Annotated in this window: 27 protein-coding genes and 2 rRNA genes; 14 read left to right on the top strand and 15 right to left on the bottom strand. The window is 38.3% G+C overall.

Going from position 1 to position 25,285, the window contains the following annotated elements:
* The first annotated feature begins 40 nt into the window (after positions 1-40).
* From IC619_RS12275 to IC619_RS12265, 3 genes are all read left to right on the top strand, one after another.
* Positions 41-178, top strand: coding sequence for a hypothetical protein (locus tag IC619_RS12275; protein ID WP_191140527.1), 138 nt, complete (start codon positions 41-43; stop codon positions 176-178).
* A 150-nt stretch (positions 179-328) separates the two neighbouring features.
* Positions 329-1,189 (top strand): TetR family transcriptional regulator, encoded by an 861-nt coding sequence (locus IC619_RS12270; RefSeq protein ID WP_191140528.1) that lies wholly within the window; start codon positions 329-331, stop codon positions 1,187-1,189.
* Between the two features lie 26 nt (positions 1,190-1,215).
* On the top strand, positions 1,216-2,829 hold the full coding sequence (locus tag IC619_RS12265; protein ID WP_191140529.1) for an MDR family MFS transporter: 1,614 nt from the start codon (positions 1,216-1,218) through the stop codon (positions 2,827-2,829).
* Positions 2,830-2,895: 66 nt separating this feature from the next.
* Here the strand turns inward: IC619_RS12265 and IC619_RS12260 are convergent, their stop codons facing one another.
* The gene (locus IC619_RS12260; RefSeq protein ID WP_347239795.1) at positions 2,896-3,393 is read right to left on the bottom strand and encodes a GNAT family N-acetyltransferase; all 498 of its coding nucleotides are present in this window, start codon (positions 3,391-3,393) and stop codon (positions 2,896-2,898) included.
* A 36-nt stretch (positions 3,394-3,429) separates the two neighbouring features.
* Positions 3,430-3,660: a hypothetical protein gene (locus IC619_RS12255; RefSeq protein ID WP_191140531.1), complete on the bottom strand. Its 231-nt coding sequence runs from the start codon at positions 3,658-3,660 to the stop codon at positions 3,430-3,432.
* Positions 3,661-3,851: 191 nt separating this feature from the next.
* On the opposite strand from IC619_RS12255, the gene IC619_RS12250 reads away from it, so the two are divergent.
* Entirely contained in the window at positions 3,852-4,835 is a 984-nt protein-coding gene (locus IC619_RS12250) for a hypothetical protein (protein WP_191140532.1), read from the top strand.
* A 692-nt stretch (positions 4,836-5,527) separates the two neighbouring features.
* Here the strand turns inward: IC619_RS12250 and IC619_RS12245 are convergent.
* The 7 genes from IC619_RS12245 to IC619_RS12215 form a co-directional block, all read right to left on the bottom strand.
* Positions 5,528-5,809 carry a putative quinol monooxygenase gene (locus tag IC619_RS12245; protein ID WP_191140533.1) on the bottom strand — a complete coding sequence of 94 codons (282 nt, stop codon included), beginning with the start codon at positions 5,807-5,809 and terminating at the stop codon, positions 5,528-5,530.
* Positions 5,810-6,206: 397 nt separating this feature from the next.
* Positions 6,207-7,271, bottom strand: a complete 1,065-nt coding sequence (locus tag IC619_RS12240; protein ID WP_191140534.1) for a YncE family protein — start codon at positions 7,269-7,271, stop codon at positions 6,207-6,209.
* Between the two features lie 773 nt (positions 7,272-8,044).
* Complete coding sequence (locus IC619_RS17110; protein WP_283770972.1) at positions 8,045-8,350, bottom strand: thermonuclease family protein; 306 nt, start codon at positions 8,348-8,350, stop codon at positions 8,045-8,047.
* Positions 8,320-8,709 carry a thermonuclease family protein gene (locus tag IC619_RS12230; RefSeq protein ID WP_191140536.1) on the bottom strand — a complete coding sequence of 130 codons (390 nt, stop codon included), beginning with the start codon at positions 8,707-8,709 and terminating at the stop codon, positions 8,320-8,322. The genes IC619_RS17110 and IC619_RS12230 overlap by 31 nt, the downstream gene beginning before the upstream one ends.
* A 118-nt stretch (positions 8,710-8,827) precedes the next feature.
* Positions 8,828-9,136 (bottom strand): hypothetical protein, encoded by a 309-nt coding sequence (locus tag IC619_RS12225; RefSeq protein ID WP_191140537.1) that lies wholly within the window; start codon positions 9,134-9,136, stop codon positions 8,828-8,830.
* 92 nt (positions 9,137-9,228) lie between these two features.
* Positions 9,229-10,149, bottom strand: a complete 921-nt coding sequence (locus IC619_RS12220; RefSeq protein ID WP_191140538.1) for a cation diffusion facilitator family transporter — start codon at positions 10,147-10,149, stop codon at positions 9,229-9,231.
* A 13-nt stretch (positions 10,150-10,162) separates the two neighbouring features.
* Positions 10,163-10,471 carry an ArsR/SmtB family transcription factor gene (locus IC619_RS12215; protein WP_191140560.1) on the bottom strand — a complete coding sequence of 103 codons (309 nt, stop codon included), beginning with the start codon at positions 10,469-10,471 and terminating at the stop codon, positions 10,163-10,165.
* 136 nt (positions 10,472-10,607) lie between these two features.
* On the opposite strand from IC619_RS12215, the gene IC619_RS12210 reads away from it, so the two are divergent.
* The 4 genes from IC619_RS12210 to IC619_RS12195 all read left to right on the top strand — a co-directional run bounded on the left by IC619_RS12210 (position 10,608) and on the right by IC619_RS12195 (position 15,381).
* The gene (locus IC619_RS12210; RefSeq protein ID WP_191140539.1) at positions 10,608-11,408 is read left to right on the top strand and encodes a class I SAM-dependent methyltransferase; all 801 of its coding nucleotides are present in this window, start codon (positions 10,608-10,610) and stop codon (positions 11,406-11,408) included.
* A gap of 805 nt (positions 11,409-12,213) precedes the next feature.
* Positions 12,214-14,322, top strand: coding sequence for a type IA DNA topoisomerase (locus IC619_RS12205; RefSeq protein ID WP_191140540.1), 2,109 nt, complete (start codon positions 12,214-12,216; stop codon positions 14,320-14,322).
* A 353-nt stretch (positions 14,323-14,675) separates the two neighbouring features.
* On the top strand, positions 14,676-15,002 hold the full coding sequence (locus IC619_RS12200) for a hypothetical protein (protein ID WP_191140541.1): 327 nt from the start codon (positions 14,676-14,678) through the stop codon (positions 15,000-15,002).
* 46 nt (positions 15,003-15,048) lie between these two features.
* Positions 15,049-15,381 carry a hypothetical protein gene (locus IC619_RS12195; RefSeq protein ID WP_191140542.1) on the top strand — a complete coding sequence of 111 codons (333 nt, stop codon included), beginning with the start codon at positions 15,049-15,051 and terminating at the stop codon, positions 15,379-15,381.
* A gap of 123 nt (positions 15,382-15,504) precedes the next feature.
* Here the strand turns inward: IC619_RS12195 and IC619_RS12190 are convergent, their stop codons facing one another.
* From IC619_RS12190 to IC619_RS12180, 3 genes are read right to left on the bottom strand one after another with little or no spacing between them, the layout of a single operon-like run.
* A complete protein-coding gene (locus tag IC619_RS12190) occupies positions 15,505-16,023 on the bottom strand; it encodes a permease (RefSeq protein ID WP_191140543.1) in 519 nt (172 codons plus the stop codon).
* Positions 16,020-16,502, bottom strand: a complete 483-nt coding sequence (locus tag IC619_RS12185) for a hypothetical protein (protein ID WP_191140544.1) — start codon at positions 16,500-16,502, stop codon at positions 16,020-16,022. Before IC619_RS12185 ends, IC619_RS12190 begins: the two co-directional genes overlap by 4 nt.
* The gene (locus tag IC619_RS12180) at positions 16,495-16,836 is read right to left on the bottom strand and encodes a PadR family transcriptional regulator (RefSeq protein WP_191140545.1); all 342 of its coding nucleotides are present in this window, start codon (positions 16,834-16,836) and stop codon (positions 16,495-16,497) included. Before IC619_RS12180 ends, IC619_RS12185 begins: the two co-directional genes overlap by 8 nt.
* Positions 16,837-17,007: 171 nt before the next feature.
* Here IC619_RS12180 and IC619_RS12175 point away from each other — a divergent pair, with 171 nt between their 5' ends.
* Genes IC619_RS12175 through IC619_RS12165 form a run of 3 tightly spaced genes read left to right on the top strand, consistent with a single transcriptional unit; the run spans position 17,008 to position 21,418 of the window.
* Positions 17,008-18,651 (top strand): beta-propeller fold lactonase family protein, encoded by a 1,644-nt coding sequence (locus IC619_RS12175; protein WP_191140546.1) that lies wholly within the window; start codon positions 17,008-17,010, stop codon positions 18,649-18,651.
* 25 nt (positions 18,652-18,676) lie between these two features.
* Positions 18,677-20,059: a YncE family protein gene (locus IC619_RS12170; RefSeq protein WP_191140547.1), complete on the top strand. Its 1,383-nt coding sequence runs from the start codon at positions 18,677-18,679 to the stop codon at positions 20,057-20,059.
* Positions 20,060-20,071: 12 nt separating this feature from the next.
* The gene (locus IC619_RS12165; protein ID WP_191140548.1) at positions 20,072-21,418 is read left to right on the top strand and encodes a YncE family protein; all 1,347 of its coding nucleotides are present in this window, start codon (positions 20,072-20,074) and stop codon (positions 21,416-21,418) included.
* 40 nt (positions 21,419-21,458) lie between these two features.
* On the opposite strand, the gene IC619_RS12160 is transcribed toward IC619_RS12165, so the two are convergent.
* Entirely contained in the window at positions 21,459-23,687 is a 2,229-nt protein-coding gene (locus tag IC619_RS12160; protein WP_191140549.1) for a glycosyltransferase, read from the bottom strand.
* Between the two features lie 103 nt (positions 23,688-23,790).
* Here IC619_RS12160 and IC619_RS12155 point away from each other — a divergent pair, with 103 nt between their 5' ends.
* The 3 genes from IC619_RS12155 to IC619_RS12145 all read left to right on the top strand — a co-directional run bounded on the left by IC619_RS12155 (position 23,791) and on the right by IC619_RS12145 (position 24,883).
* Positions 23,791-23,943 carry a hypothetical protein gene (locus IC619_RS12155; protein ID WP_191140550.1) on the top strand — a complete coding sequence of 51 codons (153 nt, stop codon included), beginning with the start codon at positions 23,791-23,793 and terminating at the stop codon, positions 23,941-23,943.
* Between the two features lie 288 nt (positions 23,944-24,231).
* Positions 24,232-24,408, top strand: coding sequence for a hypothetical protein (locus IC619_RS12150; RefSeq protein ID WP_191140561.1), 177 nt, complete (start codon positions 24,232-24,234; stop codon positions 24,406-24,408).
* Between the two features lie 10 nt (positions 24,409-24,418).
* Complete coding sequence (locus tag IC619_RS12145) at positions 24,419-24,883, top strand: DUF4912 domain-containing protein (protein WP_191140562.1); 465 nt, start codon at positions 24,419-24,421, stop codon at positions 24,881-24,883.
* 84 nt (positions 24,884-24,967) lie between these two features.
* Here the strand turns inward: IC619_RS12145 and rrf are convergent.
* A 5S ribosomal RNA gene (rrf, locus tag IC619_RS12140) occupies positions 24,968-25,082 on the bottom strand.
* Between the two features lie 78 nt (positions 25,083-25,160).
* Positions 25,161-25,285: ribosomal RNA gene (locus IC619_RS12135) — 23S ribosomal RNA — on the bottom strand; the annotation flags it as partial.

The following is a 25,285-nucleotide window of genomic DNA, read 5'->3' as shown; positions in this document are numbered from 1 at the left end:
TTGATACACATATATATAAGTATCAACAGGAGGCCTTCAAATGAAAAATGTGAAAATCATCTGCGATTGGTGTAACGGTACAAAGAAAATAGATGAAATCAAAGATACAGGCAGAGGTTGGATCAAAATCCCCAAAACGTGTGATGCCTGTAAGGGAAAAGGCTATAAAGTCAGTTAATCGGTGACAGCGTCCTTATCACACAAGGACGCTGTTTTTCGTTTTGCTCCTATTTGTTGGATATTGACATTTGTATCAAACTGACATAACATTTTATAGTAATGACCAACTGGTTTTCATTTTGACCGTATAGTTTTTAGGAGGATCGAAGTGGACACGAAAGAACTTAAAATTATTCATGCTGCGATACAATCTTTTGCTACCCACGGCTATCATGCCACATCCATTCAAGATATTGCCGATGCATGTGGTATTGCCAAGGGTACAATTTATAAATATTTTCCATCAAAAGAAGCTTTATTTGAAAGTGTCTTTATTTATCATAGTGAGTCGATTGTGAAGCAAATACAAGAATTAACAGCTGACCCTCATCTATCACCGAAACAAAAACTGATTACGCAAATTCATTTTCAGATCAAAGGTTATTTGGAACGCAAAGATTTCAATTTTATTTTCTTCAAAGAAATCCCTATAAAAGATAAACGAAAAATCAAGAAAGTCATGCGAAAAACCAAAGCACAGATCATGCTAAGAGAACAAGAGCTCTTATGTGCTCATTATGGAGATCAGATTAAACCTTATGTGTGGGATATGGTAATCGCATTGCAAGGCATGGTCAAGGAACATCTTATGATTGCAACTGAAGCGAAAGCACCCATCCATCCCGAAGTGATCGCAGATATTATCGTGAAGCGTATGGATATCATCATCTTTGCTTTGAAAGATCATACGGATACGCCACTCATGGCAGAAAGTGCCATTCAAGACTTTTTAGGCATTGTATCCGCCACCCAAGCACGCGATGATCAAATTAAACAAATACTAAAAGAAATAGAAGTAAAGTTGTGTGAGATCTCTCAACCCAAATTATATCAATCTTACACGTTACTTTTAGAAGAAATCGCATTAGAAGAACCACGTCTTTTTTTAATAGATGCCTTACTTAGCTACTTAGAAAAAGAGCCCGCATTACAAGCCCTTATTCCTAAAATCAAAAAACTACTTTTATAACCTACTTCTAAAAGGAGGACCTTCATTTGGAACATTTAGAACAAAAGCAGAAAATCACGATTATGATCGCCATTATGTCTGCTATGTTTTTTGCCGCAATTAATATGACAATCGTCGGAACGGCACTTCCCAAGATTATCGCGCAAATTGGCGGCATGGATTACTTTGATTGGGTATTCACCATATATATGTTAACGGCTACGATAACGGCTATGCTGGTCGGAAAATTATCCGACATATACGGTAGAAAAATATTTATTTTAATCGGAATTAGTATTTTTATGGTGGGGGCTTTTTTAAGTGGTACCTCTTCTACCATCTATCAATTGATTCTCTTTCGAGGCATTCAAGGTTTTGGATCCGGTATGATTATGTCTTCTGCACTCACTACTGTAGGCGATCTCTTTTCCCCACGTGAGCGTGGACGCTGGCAAGGATTAATGGGCGGTGTATTTGGTCTGTCTAGCTTGTTCGGCCCCACATTGGGTGGTTACTTAGTTGACAACTACGACTGGCATTGGATTTTTTGGATTTTCTTACCAATTGGTTTTATTGCGTTTGCTTTGATCTGGAAGCTTTATCCTAACCATGTTCGTACAGGTGAAAAAGAGCCGATCGACTACTTAGGTTCATTGGTCCTCAGCATCATGATTATTTCACTCTTACTTGGGTTTACATGGGCTGGCAATCGTTATGAATGGCTATCCGTCGAGATTATCGGACTGTTCTCAATTACGGTGCTATCATTCATTACCTTTATATGGATCGAGTCTAAGGTGAAAAGCCCTGTACTTCCACTCCATTTGTTTCGCAACAGCATATTTACAGTAGCCAATATTGCTGGCGCGCTTATGAGTGTAGGTATGTTTGGAACCATTATGTATATGCCCTTTTATGTCCAGGGTGTATTAGGGCAATCTGCTACAACTTCTGGCCTCGTGGAGATGGTAATGACCATTTCGATGGTCGCTGCCAGCGTGACAGTTGGTACCCTCATTTCGAAAACAGGCAAGTATAAAATATTTGCTTTGATCGGCTTTACCCTTATGGGTACTGGTATTTTCCTAAACTCCATGCTAGAAGTAAATTCTTCCTTAACGCAAGCGATTTCCCAATTGGTCTTAACTGGAATTGGTCTTGGGATGACCATGCCTGTGTTTAATGTAGCCATTCAAAATGCTGTCGATCATAAATATTTAGGCGTGGCTACTTCTACCATGCAAACTTTCCGTCAAATTGGCGGTACAATTGGCGTAGCCATTCTAGGGACGATAATGGGCATTTTAATGGAGGATCAACTTATGGAAGAGCGTGCTGCTACAACAGCTCCCACTCCTTCGTCTGAAATGAGTCAAACCTTAGGTCAGTTACAAGATCCGCAAGCACTTATGAATCCAGACCAACTAGAAAGCATTCGCGCTACATTACCAGCAGAATTTACACCCCTGTTTGATCAGATACTACTCACATTACGAGAAGCACTTAATTACGCTATTAATGGGGTTTTTCTAGTGGGGGCTAGTGCGATTCTACTTGCATTAATTGTGGCATTTTTTATTAAAGAGATCCCACTACGTACATCGAACCAAGACGAAGAAAAAACCGCACCTCCTATGAAACCGGTAGAAAGTAAATCTTGATCTGCTATATACGAATCACACCTTACAAGGTGTGATTCGTCCTATTTTAATGAGCTTACGCCAATATTATAATATTTTATAGTAGAAAATCGATTCATGTAGCTCCCCATTAGCTGAACGTGCATAAATTGGAATACGACCCGCCTCACAGTATTGTAGCGATTGATACAGGCGATTAGATGGATCTCCAGCACGCGTATCCAGCACCAACAATTTTAAATTTTCAGCTCGAGCTCGCATCTCTACAACCTCCATCAATCGCCGTGCAATTCCTTTTCTTCTGATATTTGGATGAACCATCAATTTTGCAATTTCAGCTCGGTGAATCCCATTTTCTTTTTGGCATCTGATCAGTTGAACGGTTCCGACCACTTGATCATCTATCATCGCCATCCATAGGGTAGTAGACGGCTCAAGGACTTGTTGCCAATACTTCATTGCTACTGCCTCACTTAGGGGTGGTAAGAAGCCAATTGATGCTCCGTCCTGTACCACAATTTGTAACAGATGTGAAAGCGTTACGATGTCTGCATCATCTAACTGTCTGATCTCTTTTATTTGCACGAGATGCTTTACCCCCCTGTTCACAAACGATGTGAATTATTTTCCCACTTCATCATGATACCACCTCATCCCTTCACGGATCATCTCTTCTTGATCATAATCTTGTAGCCGTTTCCGCAATTCAATTAATATCTTTCGATTTAATTCAAAGTCATCCATATCTTGGTTATCACGGTTTGGATCTAGCTTAATCTCGATGCAAATCTTTTCAAACTCTACGATCATATGTTCAATGAGGAAAGCACGAACTGAGTTATAGTAAGCCATGTCACACATCACGCTCCGTTCAAAAGCAGTCATGTCGATTGCGCTATTTTTCCAACTAATTGAGAAATACCCCTTTATTATATCAAATATTACTAAAATTTATAATTTTTGATGATAAGTTTGTTTCATTGCATCCCCTTATCTTATGTTAAGATAAGATTTGTAAAAAATATACATAAGGAGACCGTAATGTGAAAAAATTAGTTATGCTATTATCTCTACTTCTATTCTTACCAGCTTGCTCACTTATTGATGAAGCTGTACAGCGTAATGTGGCATCTGAACCCTCTTATCGCTCATTATCTGCTAACTATTTAAAGGAGGATGTTGCGAAAGTAGATTTACCTTACTGTTGGCTTGCACAATGTTTACAACAAGGTGAGCGTACGCTTAAAAACATCCGTAAAAGTCATGGAAACTTGAGTGAGCACGTTACGATATATCGCACGAATGAAAAACATGAAGAGCTTGCTTATTTTATGACAGAGGAAGGGAAATTAAATAACATTGCCATTGAGTCCGAGCATTGGAACTACAATTCCAAACATGAGCGTACAGCTACTGCAATTTGGGATTTATGGAATGATATTATTCCTGCTCCTTATCATCAAGTCGATAAGTTGTACTTATTTCAAGGCGGCGACTTTGCGGCATATGTCAATATGTACAATATGAGAGTGGAATTAGGTGTCAACATTAAGCATAATCAAGACCAAAAACAACTGACTACCACTTTAGTTCATGAATTTGGACATATTCTAACCTTAAATCAAGAGCAATTTACAGAAGACCGCTATACATCTGATCAACAAGAACTAGAATGTCCCGCTTATTTTGATGAGTGGAGTGATTGTCCAAACCAAGAGAGTTATCTTTATTCGTTTTACAACAAATTCTGGAAGAAAATAGAGACTGAGTGGAAGAAAAAGAAGATAGAGACGAGTGAAGCACGACAAACTGCGTTTTACAACAAATATCGCTCGCAATTTGTAAGTGAATATGCTACAACCTCCCCTGTTGAGGATATTGCCGAGTCTTTTCAATATTTTATTTTTAGTCCCAAACCGACTAATCTAAGTTCGATCAAAAGCCAGAAAATCGCATTTTTCTATGAATATCCCGAACTCGTCGCCATTCGAGCTGATGTCTTAGCACGTGTTGAAAAACGTTTTTAAATCAAGCGTGTTGATTTGCATTATGTTTCCATTTTAGCGTCGTGTATTTTGCTCTTCATGCATTTTCGCCTTGCAAAGCAGCTGAAAAGACCGCTCCGCCAAGACATTTCCGCTCAAAATACACTTCCTAAATTTGGATAATCAACACTACTGGTTTTAAATGATTTTTAAAAGCATTTTTACATTTATAGACAATTATATTCTGAGATAATTGTTATATGCCTCTTTATACTAAAATCCAGTATAAATAATATATTACTTTTTAGTATAAGGAGGATATTTATATTTCTCTTTATCCCTTATCCATTATCTATTCTTATATGAATCGGTATTCTTTCTATTGTGCCTATGATTGATGAATTTGTAATCGATACAGTGCCCCCGCTACCCCTTCAAGTTGAACGATCTATCGCTTAAATTTATCTGTAAATGCACGTTTTTTTGAATCAGGATAGATTCCTCGTTTCATATAAAGCATCAAGTATAGCCTATCCATAACCAAGAGATGTGACCCAGCGGATACCTACACATCATGAAGCCACCTTTTTACGTGAGAAGGTGGCTGAAAAGTCAAGGATCGTATGCGTAACATGAGATGAAAGATTGGACTGCAATCCTATCGTTGATATAAGCTACGAAAATCTGAATCTAACGAATCAGCTGTTAGCGTCACGTCATCACCTTTGATAAACTTATTTTTTTTGAAGCTGATACAACTCAAACGACTCCACGGTATCTCCAGATGATGCTCTCCACTTTTTAACGTCTTTAGATTCCATGTGAGCTTCCCATAAAGGCTTTGTTTCCCAATTTTCATAAAAAATAAAGATGGTTGGATCTTCGATAGATTGGTGTAAATCGTATTGAATACACCCTTTTTCAGATCTAGTCGGTTCGATTAACTTCTTTAATTCATCGTAAACGTGTTGCTCCATTCCTTTTTTTGCATGTATTTTGGCTACTATTGTTAACATTTTATTATTCCCTCCAATTATGTAACTTTCTGCAGAAGTGTTATTCCTTTTATGGGATTTTTTTGGCCTCCTACTAGGTATAAAGTATTTGCAAAAAAAAATATAATATGCACAAGATGAATATAATGGTGGCTTTAAAGCATCACAAATACCCTTTCTCTAAATGTATAAAGGTCGGTTTACTACTTATCGGAAAGTGGATAGTTGTACGGGTCACGTCAGTTCCCTTAAATTATAAATTGACATAATAATGCGTTTTTAGACACATCCTAGATAAGTTCCATCCAGCGAACTTGTTTCAGTCAAGACTGAAACATATGGGAATCAGGTGGAGCAGCGTCTTGCCACTGATAGAATTGGGGGGTCTGATGTATGCCACTTAGAATATTACCTATTGTTAAGATGTGGACACGATAAAAACTGGAAGTGCTTCAACCAGCACCTTTGAAGATACCCTGTATGTTTTGGTGTCAAACACGGTTACGAATGCTGGACTTGTATTATTTGCCACATAAACAGATTGATCATTTGGCGTGATTGCAAGCGCAATCGGAAATGCTCCAACAGAAACCGTTGCAATCACTTTTTGCATGTTTACATTAATCACAGATACAGTTCCTAACACTGTTCGATTTGCCACATAAACCAAGCGACCATCTGATGCAATTTCAATAAATCTCGGAGCGCTTCCGACAGATATTGTTGCAGTGATTTTTTGCGTTTTTGTATCAATCACTGTAACTGATCCTAGCATGACGGTATTTGCAATATAGACCCACTGACTATTGGGTGTAATGGCAAGATACGTCGGTAAGCCTCGAACTATAATACTGCTCAAAACGATATGTTTCTTTGTATCAATGACTACAACAGTTCCGATATCTGAACATAGCGCATAGACCCAATGACCATTGGGTGTTACCAACATATCAGTGATTTCATCACCAATTTGAATGGTAGCTACTACACGATGCAAATTCGTATCCATGACAGAAATTGTAGCGGGGGCACGAGCATTTGCGACGTAAACCAAGTGTTGCCCAGGAATCGCTGTAACAGAACGCGCTCCATCCCCCACCTGAATATGCCCTATAACGGCATGTGTCTTCACATCAATCACAGTCAAAGTACCACTAGCCTCATTGGCTACATAAGCAAATTGACCATCACGCGTGAAAGCAAGCGGTCTAGTTGTTGGAAAACGTACACGATCAACTTGAATAATGGCAATGATTGCATGTGTTTTTATGTCAATCACCGTTACATTGCCAGCACTAGCACCATTATCTAGTTGGTTCACTACATAAGCAAATTGACCATTTGGGGTTATGGCAATATAGATCGGTTCGCCGATCATCTCTAACTTAGCTGTGACTGTTTCTGTCTTACTATCTATTACATCAATCGGTGCATTGCCTCCTCCTCCTCCAGCATTGATACGTCCCACATATATAACAGACATTCATCTCTCTCCATTCCAAAAGAACTCTACAAAAAGAGTTTATGTGAATCTATCCTTGTCTTATGAATCATCTTAAATTGATTAAAAGGAAGAGCGGATGATAAATGGAATGGCTCTAACGAAACATATTGTAGATACTCAAGATAAGTAGGTAAAGAAACTTGTAGCTTAGATAATCGATTAGTGGGGGAAGACATGCTGGAAGAGCTACAATAAATACAGTAAAGAAATTTCTCATTGGAGCTGATATATGGGTTACACATCCTAATGTATGAAGCTGTGATTTGATGTTTGATGAGGATTAATATAGTGAGGCCGTCCTTATAGTGTGGACGGCTTCTTATTTCAAAATAACTCTCCCTGCTCTTACATCCGATTGAACACCTGTTCACGTCTACCACATGATCATAGGACAACATCACGTAGCAAATGACCACGTGGTCTATGATAGCGTTCAAGCCTCTGTAGTCGGTACTAGAGCGTCTGTGTCATGTTTGATAGATTGTTTCTTTGGGGTTCAGAATGGGTTACTTGCTACCTTTTTTGCTTCTTGTATTCATTCAATACCATTTCCACTTTTTCGCCATAAAACACTTCAAGATACAGCTGCACAGCATCATTGGTCATTTCTTGCAAATGATTGTTGTACTTCTTTTTGATTTTATCCAAACTCTCAATCAGGTTAGTATTCCTGCAGAAAATGGTCTAACAATTGAAGTCTAACCTTGGATTACATGGATTCTGTTAACCACATATGACTTAGCCTATTTTAACTACGGCAAATTTTCACAAGCGATGCCATCCTGATCACCATCCATGCCCTGGATATCATAGCGCTTCATATAGGCGGTTGCTTCCGCACTGGTTGTAAAATCAGAACATCGCACTTTACGGTTTGACTTGCCAGCAAACTCAGGTTTAAAGCCGTCACGCTGAACGTAGTTTTCCCACTGCCAGATGTCTATTCGCTTTTTTTGGGCTTCTTTTTCAAGGGTACGATATTCGTCTACATATTTTGTATTGGGTTCATATACGTATGCCACCCGAGCTAGGCCATGACGGAGTAACTCTTCTTGCAAGCTTTTCTCGTCAACGTAGACATATGCAAGTAAGCGATCATATTTATCCGTTTCGTCTGGTCAAATTCTAGCTTGATTTCATCTGCATTTTCTACCATTTTCGTGGTAAAAGCTTTCGCTTCATCCCCTAAAGGCTGCTTACCCAGCTTGGGGTGCGATGTTTCAGGTGTATCGACGAGTAGTAAACGAACAGATTCTTCTTGATTATTTATGTTCACTTTTATCGTATCTCCATCCACGATTTGGATAACCTTAACCGATACCATTTTTGCGTTTGGATCAAATTCCCATTCTGAAAGTGAGCTACATCCCCATAGAAACAACAAAAGCGTTATCCATACCCATTTAAATATTTTCACAAGTAAACACCTCCCGATTTGTCTGTTTCACTATGTATGCGAATTTCATAATCACAATAAAAAATACATATAGAGACCCCAGGAAGATACTAAGCTTTCCAGGGTCTCCCTTAGTGATTTATCCAATTCTTGTCCATGTTGTGGTTCCGTAATTTTCACTTGCAGCGTCTGCAAATATAATATCTTCTCCTGGATTATAACTGAGTTCTAATGTACCTTGATTCCCCAACCCATTAGGAGGGGCATCCACCCAATTTCCTTGTATACTAGAAACATCCGTTAAGAATGTTCCTACAAATATATTTGAAAAAACACTATCTTTAATAGAGTACCACTGCAACATTTTAGCTGATGAACCCATAGCTATTTGTTGTATATATGTTGTCGAATCATCATCGCCCTTCCAGGTTCCTGTCAAATCTACCATCCTACTCTCTCCTTCCCTGGCCTTTCTATATATACTATGCATGACGATTCACATAAGCTTGTACCTCTAACTATTTTTAATCTCTTAATCTATTATATCTTTAATTCTCGATGTGTTTGATCGGATGTCTCAATCTGAATGGTGGCATGTTCGATATGAAACGAAGTGCGCAATTTTTCAAGTGACGCTTCTAAAATCATTTGATGATCCGTATTCTTTTCGATTAAAATATGACAGCTGAGCGCATGTAATCCCGATGTAATAGTCCAAATATGCAAATCATGTACGTTAATCACGCGCTCTAACTTTTCTAGTTCTCTTCTTATATCATCAGGATCTATTGATGCAGGTGTGCCTTCCATCAAAATATGAACCGTGTGATTAATAATTCCCCACGCGCTCTTTAAAATGAGTATTGCGACAACGACCGAAATGATGGGATCTGCAACGTACCAGTCAAATAGCAGAATGGTTGCTCCAGCTATGATCGCACCAACTGAACCTAGTGCATCTCCAATCACATGGAGATATGCACTTCTTAAATTGACATTATTTTTCACATCACCTTTTCGCATCAAAATCCATGCACTCACTAGATTGGCCATTAAACCAATCAGTGCAATCAGCATCATCATACCACTTTTCACAACTGGTGGATCAAAAAAACGCTGGTATGCTTCCCACATGATAAAGCCAGCTATGATAAATAGGGTGATGCCATTAAATAAGGCAGCCAAAATTTCAAATCGATAGTATCCATATGTTTTCTGTGATGATGGCGGTTTGGATGCAAACCAAATGGCCATCAGGCTAAGAAAAAGTGAACTGGCGTCGCTAAGCATGTGTCCCGAATCGGATAGGAGTGCTAAGCTATTTGTAATCAGTCCACCAAAAAATTCGAGAAACATAATCCCACTGGTGATACATAGCGCGATGAATAGCCCTTGTTTATTTCCGGAACGAGCATCTTCAAAATGTTGGTGGTCATGATCATGTCCATGATGGTGCCCCATATTAATAACCTCCCTACTCACATGCTACATGTTCAATAACTTGATTTAATATCGTAATGACGTGATCATCATTATAAGTATAGTAATAAGTATTGCCATCGCGATTGTATTTCACCAGCTTTAAATTGCGCAACAGGCTTAGTTGGTGTGATACAGCTGATTGTGTCATCCCTAACATTTCAGCAATATGATTGACTGAACAAGTCTCTTGTGATAGCAGATATAAGATTTTGATTCGCGAAGGATCAGCTAATGCTTTGAAGATCCTAGCTGTATTTTCAACCGTTTCTGGTTTTAAGAAGTGATGCTCATTTCGCTTCATCATTGATCACCCTCATCATCTATATATGAACATATGTTCATATATAGTATATAATATTCGATTAGATATGTCTATCACCATATTGCTACTGGTTTTGCTATAATATTGTCATGTTAGCCCACTAGGAGCGTGCACGATGAAAATAAACCATTACATTCAAGCTAATCGCGAAAGTTGGAATCAAGTCGCATCTTTACATGCTAAGGCAAAGGAAGAGCAAAAAAAACGCTTTATGAATGCGGGTTACTCTTGTTTAGATCAAACTGTAACGTCTAAACTTAAATCTATAAACATTACAGGTAGGCGTGTGGCTCACTTGTGTTGTAATGATGGTATGGAAACCTTATCTTTGAAAAATTTAGGCGCTAGTGCTTGTACTGGCTTTGACTTTAGCGATAAAGCCATTCAATATGCTCTGCAATTAGCTACTCAATCCGGAATCTCATGCCGTTTTGTACAAGCTAATATCTATGAAATAGACGAATGTTATGATAACCAGTTTGATCTGGTTTATATTTCATCCGTTAGTCTCATGTGGTTTCCTGATTTATCCTTATTCTTTCAGACTGTACACCGGCTACTTGCTCCTGATGGAATCGTAATGATTTATGACATCCATCCTCTACTACTCCTGTTAGATGAAAAAGATAAAGTAAACCCACTAACCCTTAAATATGATTATTTTCTTGATGAACCACGTGTCTTTCAAGATGGACTTGATTATGTTTCTCAGACAACCTATACAAGTACATCTTATTACAATTTTGACCCCACCTTATCGCAGATTATGTCTGCCATCATACAGAATCAACTATCCATCCATATGTTTGAAGAATACCCGCACGATATTTCTGCTCTCTTTGCCCATCTGGCGAATCAAAATGTACAAATTCCTGCTTCTTACCTCTTAACTGCACAAAAGACTGGTCTCTCATGATGAGACCAGCCTCCTTTATGTCTATCACCCAACCCCCGTTTAATTAGGAACCAGTTCTGACTCAATTAAGGCAGCAGAGACCCCTCGTCCTCCGAACGGAAAAGTGGTGAGAGACCCTCCTGAGTTTCAGATGATATATCTTTGAAAGTTTCACCGATTACTTGTGTGATAATAGCCTTCGAATAGGAAAGATCATTGGTTTCATTAAAGTATGTCGCATCTAATGTAGGGGTCTGACCATTAATACTAATTCCATAACGCGAGTCAAATTGAGAATTGGCATCTACTACCGGGTTAACTGACACGATAAAACGAATGGATACGGTTCTAAACAAGCTCATTTGGAGGACTAAATGTAAGACCATTGCTTGAAATTAATGTGTCAAATCAGTAATTTAGGAGGTGTATTTTGAGCGGAAATGCCTTTGAGCCGTACCTAGCGAAGCCAAAACCTGAAGGAAGAAGCGGACAACCTGTTTGACCGATAGGGAGTTTTGGGAGCGCCGTAAGGTTTTGGCGGAGCGGTCTTTTCAGCTTCTTTGCAAGGCGAAAGTGCATGGAGAGCAAAATCTACGACGCTAAAATGGAAAAATAATGCAAATCAACACGCTTGGTGTCAAATGATACCATGTCACCAGGCGCGAGTGTCTGATTGCTTGTCGACACGAATGATCCCTTCTCTCGTTTAATCTATTCATCTCTAATCAACTGCGTTAGGATGTTATCGAAATTTATGCCGAAGTTTACCCGCAGAGATGTCCTAAGGTTGTTATAATAAGTAAATCTACTTTTTTGGAGGATATATATGGTTGTGATTTTAGCAGAAAAACCGGATCAGGCTCGTAAGCTAGCGAGTCCTTTTCCCCATCGTAGACAGAAGAACCACATCGAAATTCAGCATTGCTCCCTGTTTAAACAAGGGGCGACTGTAGTATGGGCCATTGGTCATCTGGTTACGCTAGCAGAACCCGAGCGATACGAATCCAACTGGAAAAAATGGAACCTACACGACTTGCCGCTTATTCCAGAATCGTTTCAGCATCAAATTGTCGCTGAAAAAGCGCATCATTATAAAGAAATAAAAAAGCATCTTTTATCCGCTTCAGAAATCATTATCGCCACAGACCCTGCTCGTGAAGGGGAGTTAATTGCCAGATGGATTATACAAATGGCAGGCGCGACGCGTAAACCCATAAAAAGATTATGGAGTTCTTCATTAACGAGCGATGCCATCATACAAGCTTTTCAAAACTTGCGCACAGGTAAATCTACAGAACCCATTTATCATGAAGCACTTGCACGCTCCTATAGTGATTGGCTTGTGGGGATGAACGCTTCACGTGTTTACACTTTACTGTTACAAGCAAAAGGTGTAGCCGGCGTATTTTCCGCTGGTAGAGTGCAAACTCCACTCCTTACGCTAATTCGCAAGCGTGAAGTAGAAATCGAAAACTTTAAACCTGAGCATTTTTGGGAATTAGTGGGAGAGTTTCATACAGAAAATGAGGATTTGTATACGGGGAAACATCGCAAACGCTTCACAGATCGGGCAGAAGCATATGCACTTTTTGAGCGACTACAAGGTTTACCAGGCGTTATAACAGATGTAACCGCTGACTTAAAACGGATCGCTCCTCCTAAACTTCATTCTTTAAGTACATTACAAACCAAGATGAATCGACGCTTTAAACTTTCTCCTACACAAATACTAAATGTGGTACAAGGATTATATGAAAAAGGGTATGTATCATATCCACGTACAGATTCACAGTACGTGGGTAAAGCAGAAGCAAATACATTCCCTGAGCTATTAGCAAGACTGTCTGCTTCATTTGCTATTCCTGATCCTCCGCAAAAGGTGCTACAAAATAAACGTTACGTAAATGATGCGAAAGTAACCGACCATCATGCGATTTTACCGACTACACAACTGCCCTTTTTAAATAAGTTGAATACAAATGAACGTCAAGTCTATGACGAAATTGCACGCTCCTTCATCGCTATACATGCACCCGATTATCGGTATCGGGAAACCATCATTCAAACCACAGTAGAAAATGTTGATTTTAAGAGTGTGGGACGTGTTCCCATCGATTTTGGATGGAAAAAATATTTAGACGAGGTTAAAAAAGAGGCAAAAAAAGACGAGATGATACTGCCTAGTGTTACAAAAGGAGAAAAAGTTCGTGCCCACATCTCTCCTAAAGAAGGCATGACACAGGCACCTAAACCTTATACAGAAGGGCAACTCATTCAATTAATGAAAACAGCAGGAAAGCATATTGAAGATGAGAATATTGAATCTAAAGCGATTGGATTAGGCACCGAAGCCACACGTGCAGGGATGATTCAAACCTTGAAAGACCGTGATTATATTACCGTGAGCAAAAATACCGTAATGGTAACAGAGAAAGGGAAAACTTTGGTGCAGGCCATCGCTGGCACGCCACTTGCTAAACCTGATTTAACTGCCAAATGGGAGGCCTATCTCATAGAAATTGGACAAGGTAAACGCTCCCACCTGCCTTTTATTGAACGATCTAAAGCTTTAGCTGCTCACTTAGTCAAACATGCCACAGCACAATCTAAAACATGGCACATCGACGTGGCAACAACGTCAGCTATCACGAGCCCAATCGGCCCCTGTCCACAATGCCAACAACCACTAGTCGCGCATCAGAAATTTTATGGCTGTAGTGGTTATCGATCGGGCTGCAAATTTTCATTACCTAAGCAGTATTGTAAGAAAAAGATATCTCCAGCAACGGTTAAGCGTCTCCTTACAAAAGGGAAATCGAATTTATTGAAAGGGTTTGTATCTAAACAAGGTAATAAATTCGATGCTTTTCTCGTATTAAAAGATGGAAAAATCGCTTTTGATTTTGCTAAAGACCATTCCACAAAATCTGTTTGATGACGGTTCAGGATAATCCCACAGCAAATCATAAAATCGTCATGAAACGCCAGATTTAGCCAATGAATGGTTTCCATCACTTATTTTTTAGTCGTGGAAACTTGAGAAACAACTTTCTAGCAGGTGGTGAGAACGTGGACATGATCCTGTTTTCACCCCCTTCAAACCTTTTTTGATGCAATCCTATTTGAAATAGGTTTTTTAAGTGTGATTTAATTTCTCGATCGCGTATATACCTGTCGCTCTTTATCAAAAAATATATTTTGACCTACGCACATCTGCTTATACATGTTTTCGTGAAATGAATAAATTATAAACATATTGAAATTTGTTTTTTATAAGGTGGTGATACAATGAGCTTAACAGGAACATGGGCAGGTAATGATGGTTCTATTACACAAATAACAGAAATACAAACGGATACCGCAAGATTGATTCGGTGGTTTTCTTCTCTTCAAACGGGACAATTTCCTTTTACAAACTTGTTTACAGGTGCCTATCTCCCTTCATCATCTACCGGTCAAGGGGTAGGATATATCGTAGGAACTTGGGATGACTCTCCTAATATAAATAATTCAAATTCTGGTACATTATGGTTACAAGTTAACGCTGCTGAAAACTTTATGCAAAGGAATGATAGTTCAGAAGCTTATGGCACACTCACTTGGACTAAGCAATAAATATATGACAGCATTACGTTATGAAATAAACATAGGAGGTGAAGTGATGTCATTAACAGGGGTTTGGGTGGGAACAGATGGTTCTACTACTCATATTACAGAGATTGTGAATGATACCTCACGTACGATTTATTGGACGTCTTCAAGTAGCATTCAAGGATCACAGTTTGCTAATGAATTCACAGGCTACTATCTTCCAAATGCAGCTAATTTAGGAGGGACTGGAATTTTAATCGGGAATTGGAATGATGTTCCATTACCTAATATTGGTCTAAGTAACTCAGGGACATTATGGATTTCAGTATCGCAAGATGAGAATACGATGGATCAATTTGGTGCTTCTGAGACCTATGGTACAGTAAGATGGATTCGACAATAACGTATATAAGAGATTAAAATGAATTTTATAAATAAGAATAATAGTATTACTTCAAATGACTCCCTCACAAAAACACCTGCTACTGCTTGAACATCAAGACATACGGATTAAATGTCGTGATGTTCAAGCTTTGTTTTTACTTAAGATTTGGTGAGGAGAATACATCTTTTCAAATAATATGCCGAGCCAATAATAAAATAGTAATCCAAACCCGATATGAAGAAGGGTAAACGTCAAACCAAAAGATGTCCATTCATATATCACAACTGGTAATTTAGCTGTTGTCCACACGCCTAGGAAAAATACGATATATCTTATGCTAGCTCCTTTTTCTAGCAATAGAAGTGCGATTGGAAATGCAACATACAGGGGTCCTGCTGCAATCCCCCCTAATAACAAGCATATCAATATGCCCTTTTGACCCCCTTTTTGACCCATGTATTTCATGAGCCGCTCTTTGTGTACCCATTGATCAAGTAATCCGACTAAGACTAAAATAGGGGGAAGTAAAAATAACATGTTTTGGATGCTTGACCAAGTAAGTTCGACTGCCTGCCATCCCACCTTTTGATTAAATCGCGTTAATAGGAGAAGACCGAGCAGTAACATCAGTGTAAATCCATATTTTCTAATCCCATTCATTTCCATACCCCCCAGACCAGAACTGCAAAGAGAAGAGACATCACAATCCCAGCTCCATTTCGTGCATAAGCAAATCGACTTCCAAATATTTTTTTCTCTACTGGCAAGGTAAGTACTCCAACCGACATTAATGTAGACATCAAGACGGCTACTTGTGGTAGCCCTCCACCATTATGTAAGATGGTCTGTCCAAGTGGAAACACGATGAAGCTAGGGATCAATGCAACAGAACCAAGAATGGTTGCCAAGATCACGCCAACAATACCTGAATCATCTCCTATCACAGCCGAGATGAAAGAAGGAGTAAGAATAGACAAAGATAAACCCACCAAAATCATGATAGAGAGAATGTCAGGAAGTAGATTTAGCATCATCTTTCTGGCCTTTACGATCGCTTTTTTCGTTTTACTTCGATTTTTTTGAAAGGATATTCCGAGCAAAAAAATCGCGATTGCATACAGAACCACACCACTAATCATGTTTTAAGTCCTGCCATTTCTTATATTGATCTAAAAAAAACAGCAAATTACTCACTTTTTGCTCCACATCTTTTTCAAATTGAACCAGTTGTTGTTCCCCTTCCTTTGTAATTTGATACATCTTTACCGGTTTCTCTTGACGAGATGTATCGATATAAGTCTGAACTTTACCTTCATATTCAAGTTTTTTGAGTGTACGGTATAAAATAGCACTGTCAATGGGATTAAAAGGGATCTTTTGTTCACATTTTTGAAGAAGTTCTCCGCCATAAAAATCTTGTTCCGTTAAAAATAACAAAATAAACTCAGCAGTATGTCGACCCGTGTGTTTCAATTCTTCCAGCTCCCCACTATATACTGTGATTAACAGTAACTGTTAATAACAGTATATAGTGTAAAAGTAGCTCTGTCAATCAGTTCGATCTAAATTTAGCACATATGCATGCACTTGGAATATATTACGATATATTCACACTTTATAGCTCGACTAGGAAGTGGGTGAGTGATGGACAAAATGAGAGCGATTCTCCCATTTCTCGCTACCATTCAAATTCAAATCAGTAGCGTGGAATTAGAAAATCGTAAGCTTACAGTGCAACTGATACATGCTATGCGCTTTGTTCGATCGAATATGAAATCAATTGGATTAGATAAAAAAAGTGAGATGCAGATGCTGAAGTTAATCAATAATATCATACTCACCTTGCGATTATTTCAGAAAAAAAAATCTTTAAACTTCGTGGCGCATATCAAACAAGACATCATTGACTTGAATATGATGTTGAGAAAATATTTAATTGGTCAAACGAGTAATCAAAGGAGATTTGATTTTAATAGTGTCACCAGGTTTTTAGCCATAATTCATAATCAAATAAGTGAGCGTTCTTTAGCGAATAGAAAAAAGCTTCTCCGTCTCAAAAAGTTATTTCAATATATTTTAGGTCAACTCCGTACAAGTGAAATAAACAAAAATTTAAAAATGAAATTAATAAGTAACACCTTACCCATTATTCATTCATTTGAATTATGGACAGTATCATCTAAACGAACGTTTGCTAGCGAGATCAAGAATGCGATCAAACAATTGATCACCAGTATGCGTGAGCGTATAGAAGTCGCTAATTCTGTTCATTTTTATGTTCTCAATCAAGGATCGCAATCGACATCCGTTATCAATTCTTTTACTGGAAATCAAACAAATACATTTCGAGTACAAGCAACACCAGTCTATGCGGCAATTTCAAGTGATAAAAAATTTGTATACGTAGCTAATCAAGGAACCACTAATCCAGGTAAGCTGACACAGTATCAAGTATCCACCAATCAAACCTTTCAGTTTAATGTCGATAATAAACCGGCTTGGGTTGTGGTATCTGCAAACGGAAATCTTGTATACACAGCAAATTCGGGCACAAATACGATTTCAGTCATTAATGTTACAAACCGCGTCGTAAGAGGTGTTACTGTTGGAAGCTCACCAAGGTCATTAGCTTTTTCGACTAATCAATCCAAACTATATGTTTGCAATTACAATGATCATTCCGTTAGTGTGGTAAATGTTTCTACACTATCCATTCTGGGAACGATTCCAGTTGGAAAAAACCCTAATCAAGTGGTTGCGTCTCCTGATGGGGAAAGAATTTATGTTGCCAATCAAGGAGAAAATTCCATCTCAGTGATAGACGTTGAAGATGATAATCCTGTCTCAGTTCCTAAGATCGGTCTGACAGGACGGCCTGCATTTATCCGATTTAACTTCAGTGCCAACAGTCCTATCGCCTACATCAGTACGACAAGTAATTCAGCTCTACAAGTGATTGACGTTTCGACATCAGAGGTAATTCGAACGATTACGGCTAACAACCCCATTACATCTGCAATCACATCGGATAATGCCACACTCTATCTATGTCAACAAGGGGGAAATCAGCTAAGCGTCATTAATACTGAATCCCTTAAAATCATTAAAAATATTGCTTTACCAGGAAACCCAATAACTGTTGCACTCACACCAGATGAAAGTCAGGCCTATGTGGTATTAAATGATAAAAATCTAGTGGCAGTCATTAATACTTCTCTCAATCTACTTGCTACGACATTACAAGTAATGTCCAACCCGCGTTTTATTGTTACAGAACCATTTGCTTGACCCTAATCAAAGGAGCGAATGTACAATGAGTCGATTTCGGTTGCAAAGTCTAAAGCCACTGATTCGTTGTGTCACAGTCATACAAGGGCAAATCAATGTACGTACATTGCGGAGAGGCTTAAAATCCAAACATTTGATTCAGCTATTCCTCTTTCTAAAAAAACGAGTTCGGTTAAGTGGTATAAATAACAAATCGAAAAAAAAAATCATGAATCAAATCGATCAAATTATTCATTTCATCCAATCATTTAGAAGAAATCCATCTCATCCGATTATAAGACGCATGAGATGCAGGATGGTTCAATTAAAATCACAATTGAAATCAAATCTTGATACGTCTTCGGGAACCAATGCCTATATTCTCAATCAGAATGCAAATGTTGTGTCGGTACTGAATACCGTAACAGATAATCAAATTATTAAGTTTAATTCACAATCACAACCCGTATATGCGGCAATCGCTTCTCCTAATTTAGACAAAGTATACATTGCCAATCAAGGAACTTCTAATCCAGGTAAAGTGACCGAGTATACAGTATCTACCAATACAGCTACGACAATTACTGTCGGTAATAATCCCGTATGGGTTTCCAGTTCCCAAGATGGTAAAAGTATCTATACTGCCAATCGAGGTTCAAATAACATTACCCGTATTCCAATTGGAGGCAGTGATACGCGAAGAAATGTGGCTGTTGGACGCACACCTTCTTCACTAGCGCTTAGCCAGGTCAATCAAATTCCAAAGCTGTATGTCGCCAATAGCGGTGATAGTACAGTAAGTGTACTAAATGCCTCTACTTTAGATCATTTAGGGACGATAACAGTCGGCTCTAATCCGATTCAGGTAGCGTCATCTCCAGATGGAACAAAAGTGTATACAGCTAATCGCAGTGAAAATACAGTCTCAATTATTAGTACAGACAATGATTCTCCTATCTCTGTTCCCAAACTTAATGTAGGTGGGCGACCGCTATTCATACGTTTTGACTCCAACAAAAGCAACCCGCGTGCTTATATCAGCACTTCTAGTAACGATCGCCTCGTAGTCATCAATGTAAATCAGTCAAAAGTGATTAAAACAATAACGTTATCTGGTAATAATCCAACTGTGTCCACGATCTCACCTGATAATCAGACTTTATACGTGGTACAGCAAAATCCCAAACTTGTCTCCGTTATCGATACACAAACGTTAAAAGTAGTAAAACAAATCAAATTTTCCGATCCACCTACTTATGCAGAAATAGTTCCAGATGGATCAAAAGTGTATGTCACGCTCATTAACTCTAATCGTGTAGCCACCATTTTAACGAGCAATAATAGCCTCTCAACAACGACAGATGTATTTTCTAATCCACGCTTTATCGTAACACAGCCTGTATCCGTTCCATCCACTACTTCATCATAGGGGGGAGTCTTGATGGAAGTAGCGTTGACCTCCATATGCAAAAAAATCAATCGCAATATAGATGCAATTCTCAAAGCAAATCATGTAAGTAACCTGACTACAGTCTATGAGATAGCCCTATGTTTAAACAAAAGAATGGAAAAGACTCTTTTGAATCGATTTTCAAAGTTATCTTTGCGACGAAAATTACGCAAGTTCATTTCCACACTAAAAGGTTTTAGAAGCCATCCAAATGAAACCAATCTGAAGATTCTCTTAAAAACAGCGAAAGATTTACAAAAGAGTTTGCTAGATATGATGGTGGCCAGTGAATCGAACATCGCATATATTACCAACACGCTGAGTAATTCAGTATCAATTTTAGATGCAACACAGCCCCTCCAATCTCCTTTACCAACTTTTAAAACACAACAATGCCCCAAATCCCTTACCATATCTCCTGATAATTTAAATTTATTTATTCCCAACACCAATACAAGTAATCCCGGAAAAGTGACGCTTTATAATACAACAACAGCAAAGATTACGACCTTTAATGTAGGGAATAATCCATGCGCAGTAGCCGTCTCAAATGATAATAACACATTTTATACCGTTAATTCTGGAAGTAGAACGGTAACAGTTATCACCAATTTGAATCAAAAAACAATAAAAACCCTTCCTGTTGGGAGTAGCCCACGTAATATCGCTTTAACGCCAGATGGGACAAAAGCATATATAGTGAATGCTGGAAGTCGATCTGTTACGGTCATTGATACGACCAGAAATCAAGTGATCTCAACCATTGCTGTAGGGAACAACCCACAAGCCTTAACCATGTCTCCAGATGGTACCGTAGTATATGTTGCAAATGCAGGTGAAAAAACGGTCTCTATTATCCATACATCAGATGATACACCGATAACAGTGCCTAAGTTAAATCTCATGGGCAATCCGATTAACATTATCTTTGTACAGCCTAATGAAAACCAAAACCTTGCCTATATCACGACAAAATCAAGCAATTCAATTGCAGTGGTTGATGTAGCTACCAAGACGATTGTGGATACGATCATCATTAATAGCCCTACAATCATGGTTGCTACACCCGATCAAACGCGAATCTACGTGGCTAGGTCAACTCAAAATAAAGTATCCGTCATTTCTACACTTACCAATAAAGTCATAAAAGATATTTCTGTAGATGGTAGTCCATCTTGGATTACGATCACAGGAAATGGAGATTTAGTAGTGGTTACGTTATCCAATTCCAATCAAGTACAAGTGATTTCCACTTCCACAAACACCATTATAGATACGCAGTCCGTAGGAAAGCAACCGCGCTATGTCACCACTATGCGCGGTAATCCTAGAAATTAATAGGAACAATAGGCCATTGAAACAGCAGATTTTAAGTCATTCACAAAAGTGATTGATATAAAGCGATCGTTTGTTTCGCGATTTTAACCCAGCTATATTTTTTATCTAAGTCTTGATAAGCCTGGTGGGCCAATTGCTGCGCTTCTTTGGGATGATCTAATACCCACACAACCTTACTGGCCAATTCATCAATTGAATGTTTTTTCATGATCAGTCCATTCTTAAAAGAATGGACAATTTCTTTAAGTCCACCCGTATTAGAAACAACAACAGGGGCACCAAAAGACATGGCTTCGAGTACGACTATTCCAAAAGGTTCATACAGACTTGGGAATACACATACATCTGCTTGTCGATACATTTCGTCACGTAGTTGATTTGAAACAAAACCCAGAAAATCTATTTGATTCATTAAACCTAGATTCATACTTAATTGCTTATAGTGGTCTAATTTTGACCCCTCTCCAATTACAACAAACTTTGCATGTGGATGATGCGCTAAGATCATGGGTGCTGCACGAATGAAAAGATCGACACCTTTTTCCGGAACCAATCTACCCACAAATAAGATGACTTGATTTTTTTTATTCAGCTGTTGATCTAAGCGTTCAGAATGATTGTTTGGAAGCCCAATGCCATTTGGAATGACCGATATTTTATTGTTTGTTTGAGGGGCTATTGACGTTAACTCTTTTTGTGTAGAACAGCTACATACAATCAAGTGGTCTGCTAATACAATCAAATCTTTTTCAATACAGTCGATTTTTTTATTCTGATAGTTGGGGTCAATTTCACCACGTCTCTTATTCAACCCATGTATGGTAACGACAACCGGAATTTCATGTTCATGTTTGAGATAATCTCCACCAAAATATACTAGCCAATCATGTAGATGAACCATATCAAAAGATATACCTGAATCAAGTAATTTTTCGATATAATCCACCATTAATGCATTGAGCTGAATCATTAACTCTAAAAAATTTTGATCCTGATTGGTATCTTCCACATGAATACGATGGATATGTACCCCGTTAACTTGTTCGTAAGCTGGAGATTGAATGGCCATGCTGGTGATCACGTGGACTTCAACATTTAAATGGCTAAGTGCTTCAGCTAAACCAGCAACAGCAGTAGCAAGACCACCTACGATACGAGGCGGATATTCCCAGGATAACATTAAAATTCGTAAAGTGGGCTTATGGCTAGCGCTAGCGGGAATTGCAGGATGAAACAAATAATTAAATACAGCGCTTCGAGAAGTCTTATCCCCTATAGGGTTAGTTGATGCTTTCGATATTAACTCATGCATCTTTTGTTTAATAGCGTGATAGTTCTTCATCCACTTTAACTTATAGGATTTTGCTATATGAGCATTGTTCATAGATAAAGCCCAATCTTTGCTTTGTAGATTTATGAAAGAACCCGTGATTTCTGCTAAGGCGTATTTTTGTTGTTCATCTAGGGGGCGTTTATGTAAGTACCCTATTTTTTCTTCTAATTCATGTGTTAAAGGATATATCCAATCATTTTTTGGGTTCATTAAGTTACTTTCATCATCGATCCACTCAAAGTGATTGGGGTCGACCATCGTATCCGTATGTTGATAGCTAAAAAACGAAAAAAAGCGATCATACACCCTATTCATCCTTAAATGATCGCAACCGGCTTTTACGGCAGTATAGCCCTTTATCCCCGACTGCTCGGTGATTTTCATTTTTTTTCCTTGAACGATATAAAACTTTAACCCAAGTCGACTGAAGTGCGCATCTAATTTTACACTATAACCAGAATCACTTAGCAAAATTCCGAGTGGACGATAGGCTAGAACATTTTCATAAACAGCTAAAGCACACCCAATTTGTAAATCAATACTTTTTTCTGAGTCTACAAAAGGAAAGTGTACATTTGACATAGGCATAGCGACTATATTTATGTCGTGATTTCTTTGTAGTTTTTTTAAGAAAGGCAAAATATTGTACCTGATTTTGTTTGCAAAGGACAAACACTGTATATATTCATCGCTCTGTTTCTCAGAATGACCTAACAGTAAAGCAAAATTTTCTTTAAAAGTGTCGCTAGTGACTGTGATTAACCACTGAGGTGGAATGGCAAGTGTGATTTTCTTAACATGATTTGCTTGAAAAAACATTGCCATTTTCTTCAGTAACAGCCATTGCGGAATAAACATGGCCAGTTCCTTTACTTCACTCAGATCTTGGGTATATGGAAATGTTAGCTGAATAATGCGTGTCGTGCGACTTCCCATGTCAAAACTCCTTTCGTGAATATAACACGTATCGCATTGCCCAATCACATAAAAATATTTGAGCGTATAGTAATATATACTAGCGGGCGATATGGAGGAGAACATGATAACAAACAAAAATAAAAGAGATGCCTATCTCAACAGTATGGGGTGGTTGGATGTCCCCATTAAAAATAAAGGCAAAAAGGTATGGGTGCACATTCCATTTCATCTAAATGAATTAGATGTGGTATTAAAGTATTTGCGTTCTTCGTAATCAATCCGATCTACCCAATTCAATAAAAGGAGTTAATAAAATGAGTTTAGGAAAAAAAAAAGAAGGAGAGACACCTTTACAGCGAGACAAATACAACTCTTATTACGTTTTCAAGGGACTCCTTGGATCGACATTCCAATCAAGCAAAATAACCGCACCGTATGGTTGCATAAGCTTCTGGTAAGAGAACCTGTGCATATCTTACTAAGAAAATTTAATGTATAAATGAATTGAACTGAATGGGTGATAGGTATACTGTCGACTATATGTGTGAGGAGCGTTGTCGTCATGAAAAAAGCGAAGACAAAATCTAACCTGTCGAATTTGCAGCAGGTTACATCATATAAATTAAGACAAGGATGGATCGATATTCCGATAAAAAAAAGAGGCAAAAGATTGTGGTTACATCTTCCAGTTACAACCCCCCACTTACAAGATATTATTGAAGAATTTTCTGATAAGTAGGTGAGTTAAGATGAATAGAAACTTAAATATAAAAATGAAGAGCTTTTTGAAGCTCTTCAAAATTAACGAAACCAAGGCATTTATGTACTGGAATATCACGCCTGCTCGTATGAATGTCGTTCTTAAAAATCAACCTCAATTAAAAAAAACATGTAAAATTTGTGTACGATTATATGATATAACCAATCCTATGGCTAAAACCTATCAACAAATTACGACCGCCCCTACTACAAAATCACAACGGTTTTCTAATTTACTACCCAATCATTGTTACTATGCCCAGTTAGGTTTATACCACAATAACGTTTTCTATCCGCTACTCCTTTCCAATGAAATTGTCACGTCAAATCATAAGCATACACAAATGACTTTACATGCTGCTCAAAAAGAGGCCACCCAAGATATAAATATAGATGATTCAATATTATTATTTAGTTTGTCAAGTTATAATAATAACCCCTGCGGAAAATGTTAATTTTCCTGCATATCGCATTAGATTTGTAATATGGTCGTATTCATAAGTTAACCCCCACTTCATTTGAAGTGGGGGTTAAGATTTGCCTGGCGACGTCCTACTCTCCCATAGATTAATCTATAGTACCATCGGCGCTGGAGGGCTTAACGGTCGTGTTCGGGATGGGAACGAGTGGGTCCCCTCCGCCATCATCACCAGACGTATAAAATTGTGGGTGTTTCACACCCTGAAAATTAGAATGGAAGCAAGTGTATGTGGAGAAGAAAAAATTAAATTGTAGGTTAAGCCCTCGACCGATTCGTACCTGTCAGCTGAACATATTGCTATGCTTACACCTCAGGCCGATCAACCTCGTCATCTACAAGGGGTCTTACCAAGACCAAAGGTCTTGTGGGAAATCTC

Origin of the sequence: Polycladospora coralii (assembly GCF_014773435.2) — a bacterium.
In the GTDB taxonomy this organism is placed as follows: Bacteria; Bacillota; Bacilli; order Thermoactinomycetales; family Thermoactinomycetaceae; genus Polycladospora; species Polycladospora coralii.
Note: the sequence above shows the minus strand (reverse complement) of the source record. Positions and strands in the feature narration are given on the sequence as shown.

Excerpts from the sequence above, each read along its gene's own strand:
- IC619_RS12240 (WP_191140534.1), bottom strand. The coding sequence starts at position 7,271 with ATGTCTGTTATATATGTGGGACGTATCAATGCTGGAGGAGGAGGAGGC.
- IC619_RS12150 (WP_191140561.1), top strand. The coding sequence starts at position 24,232 with ATGAAAAAAGCGAAGACAAAATCTAACCTGTCGAATTTGCAGCAGGTT.
- IC619_RS12210 (WP_191140539.1), top strand. The coding sequence starts at position 10,608 with ATGAAAATAAACCATTACATTCAAGCTAATCGCGAAAGTTGGAATCAA.
- IC619_RS12195 (WP_191140542.1), top strand. The coding sequence starts at position 15,049 with ATGTCATTAACAGGGGTTTGGGTGGGAACAGATGGTTCTACTACTCAT.
- IC619_RS12255 (WP_191140531.1), bottom strand. The coding sequence starts at position 3,660 with ATGGCTTACTATAACTCAGTTCGTGCTTTCCTCATTGAACATATGATC.
- IC619_RS12165 (WP_191140548.1), top strand. The coding sequence starts at position 20,072 with ATGGAAGTAGCGTTGACCTCCATATGCAAAAAAATCAATCGCAATATA.
- IC619_RS12275 (WP_191140527.1), top strand. The coding sequence starts at position 41 with ATGAAAAATGTGAAAATCATCTGCGATTGGTGTAACGGTACAAAGAAA.
- IC619_RS12185 (WP_191140544.1), bottom strand. The coding sequence starts at position 16,502 with ATGATTAGTGGTGTGGTTCTGTATGCAATCGCGATTTTTTTGCTCGGA.
- IC619_RS12145 (WP_191140562.1), top strand. The coding sequence starts at position 24,419 with ATGAATAGAAACTTAAATATAAAAATGAAGAGCTTTTTGAAGCTCTTC.
- IC619_RS12220 (WP_191140538.1), bottom strand. The coding sequence starts at position 10,149 with ATGGGGCACCATCATGGACATGATCATGACCACCAACATTTTGAAGAT.
- IC619_RS12200 (WP_191140541.1), top strand. The coding sequence starts at position 14,676 with ATGAGCTTAACAGGAACATGGGCAGGTAATGATGGTTCTATTACACAA.
- IC619_RS12160 (WP_191140549.1), bottom strand. The coding sequence starts at position 23,687 with ATGGGAAGTCGCACGACACGCATTATTCAGCTAACATTTCCATATACC.
- IC619_RS12175 (WP_191140546.1), top strand. The coding sequence starts at position 17,008 with ATGGACAAAATGAGAGCGATTCTCCCATTTCTCGCTACCATTCAAATT.
- IC619_RS12170 (WP_191140547.1), top strand. The coding sequence starts at position 18,677 with ATGAGTCGATTTCGGTTGCAAAGTCTAAAGCCACTGATTCGTTGTGTC.
- IC619_RS12155 (WP_191140550.1), top strand. The coding sequence starts at position 23,791 with ATGATAACAAACAAAAATAAAAGAGATGCCTATCTCAACAGTATGGGG.
- IC619_RS12215 (WP_191140560.1), bottom strand. The coding sequence starts at position 10,471 with ATGAAGCGAAATGAGCATCACTTCTTAAAACCAGAAACGGTTGAAAAT.
- IC619_RS12190 (WP_191140543.1), bottom strand. The coding sequence starts at position 16,023 with ATGAATGGGATTAGAAAATATGGATTTACACTGATGTTACTGCTCGGT.
- IC619_RS12225 (WP_191140537.1), bottom strand. The coding sequence starts at position 9,136 with ATGGTAGATTTGACAGGAACCTGGAAGGGCGATGATGATTCGACAACA.
- IC619_RS12205 (WP_191140540.1), top strand. The coding sequence starts at position 12,214 with ATGGTTGTGATTTTAGCAGAAAAACCGGATCAGGCTCGTAAGCTAGCG.
- IC619_RS12245 (WP_191140533.1), bottom strand. The coding sequence starts at position 5,809 with ATGTTAACAATAGTAGCCAAAATACATGCAAAAAAAGGAATGGAGCAA.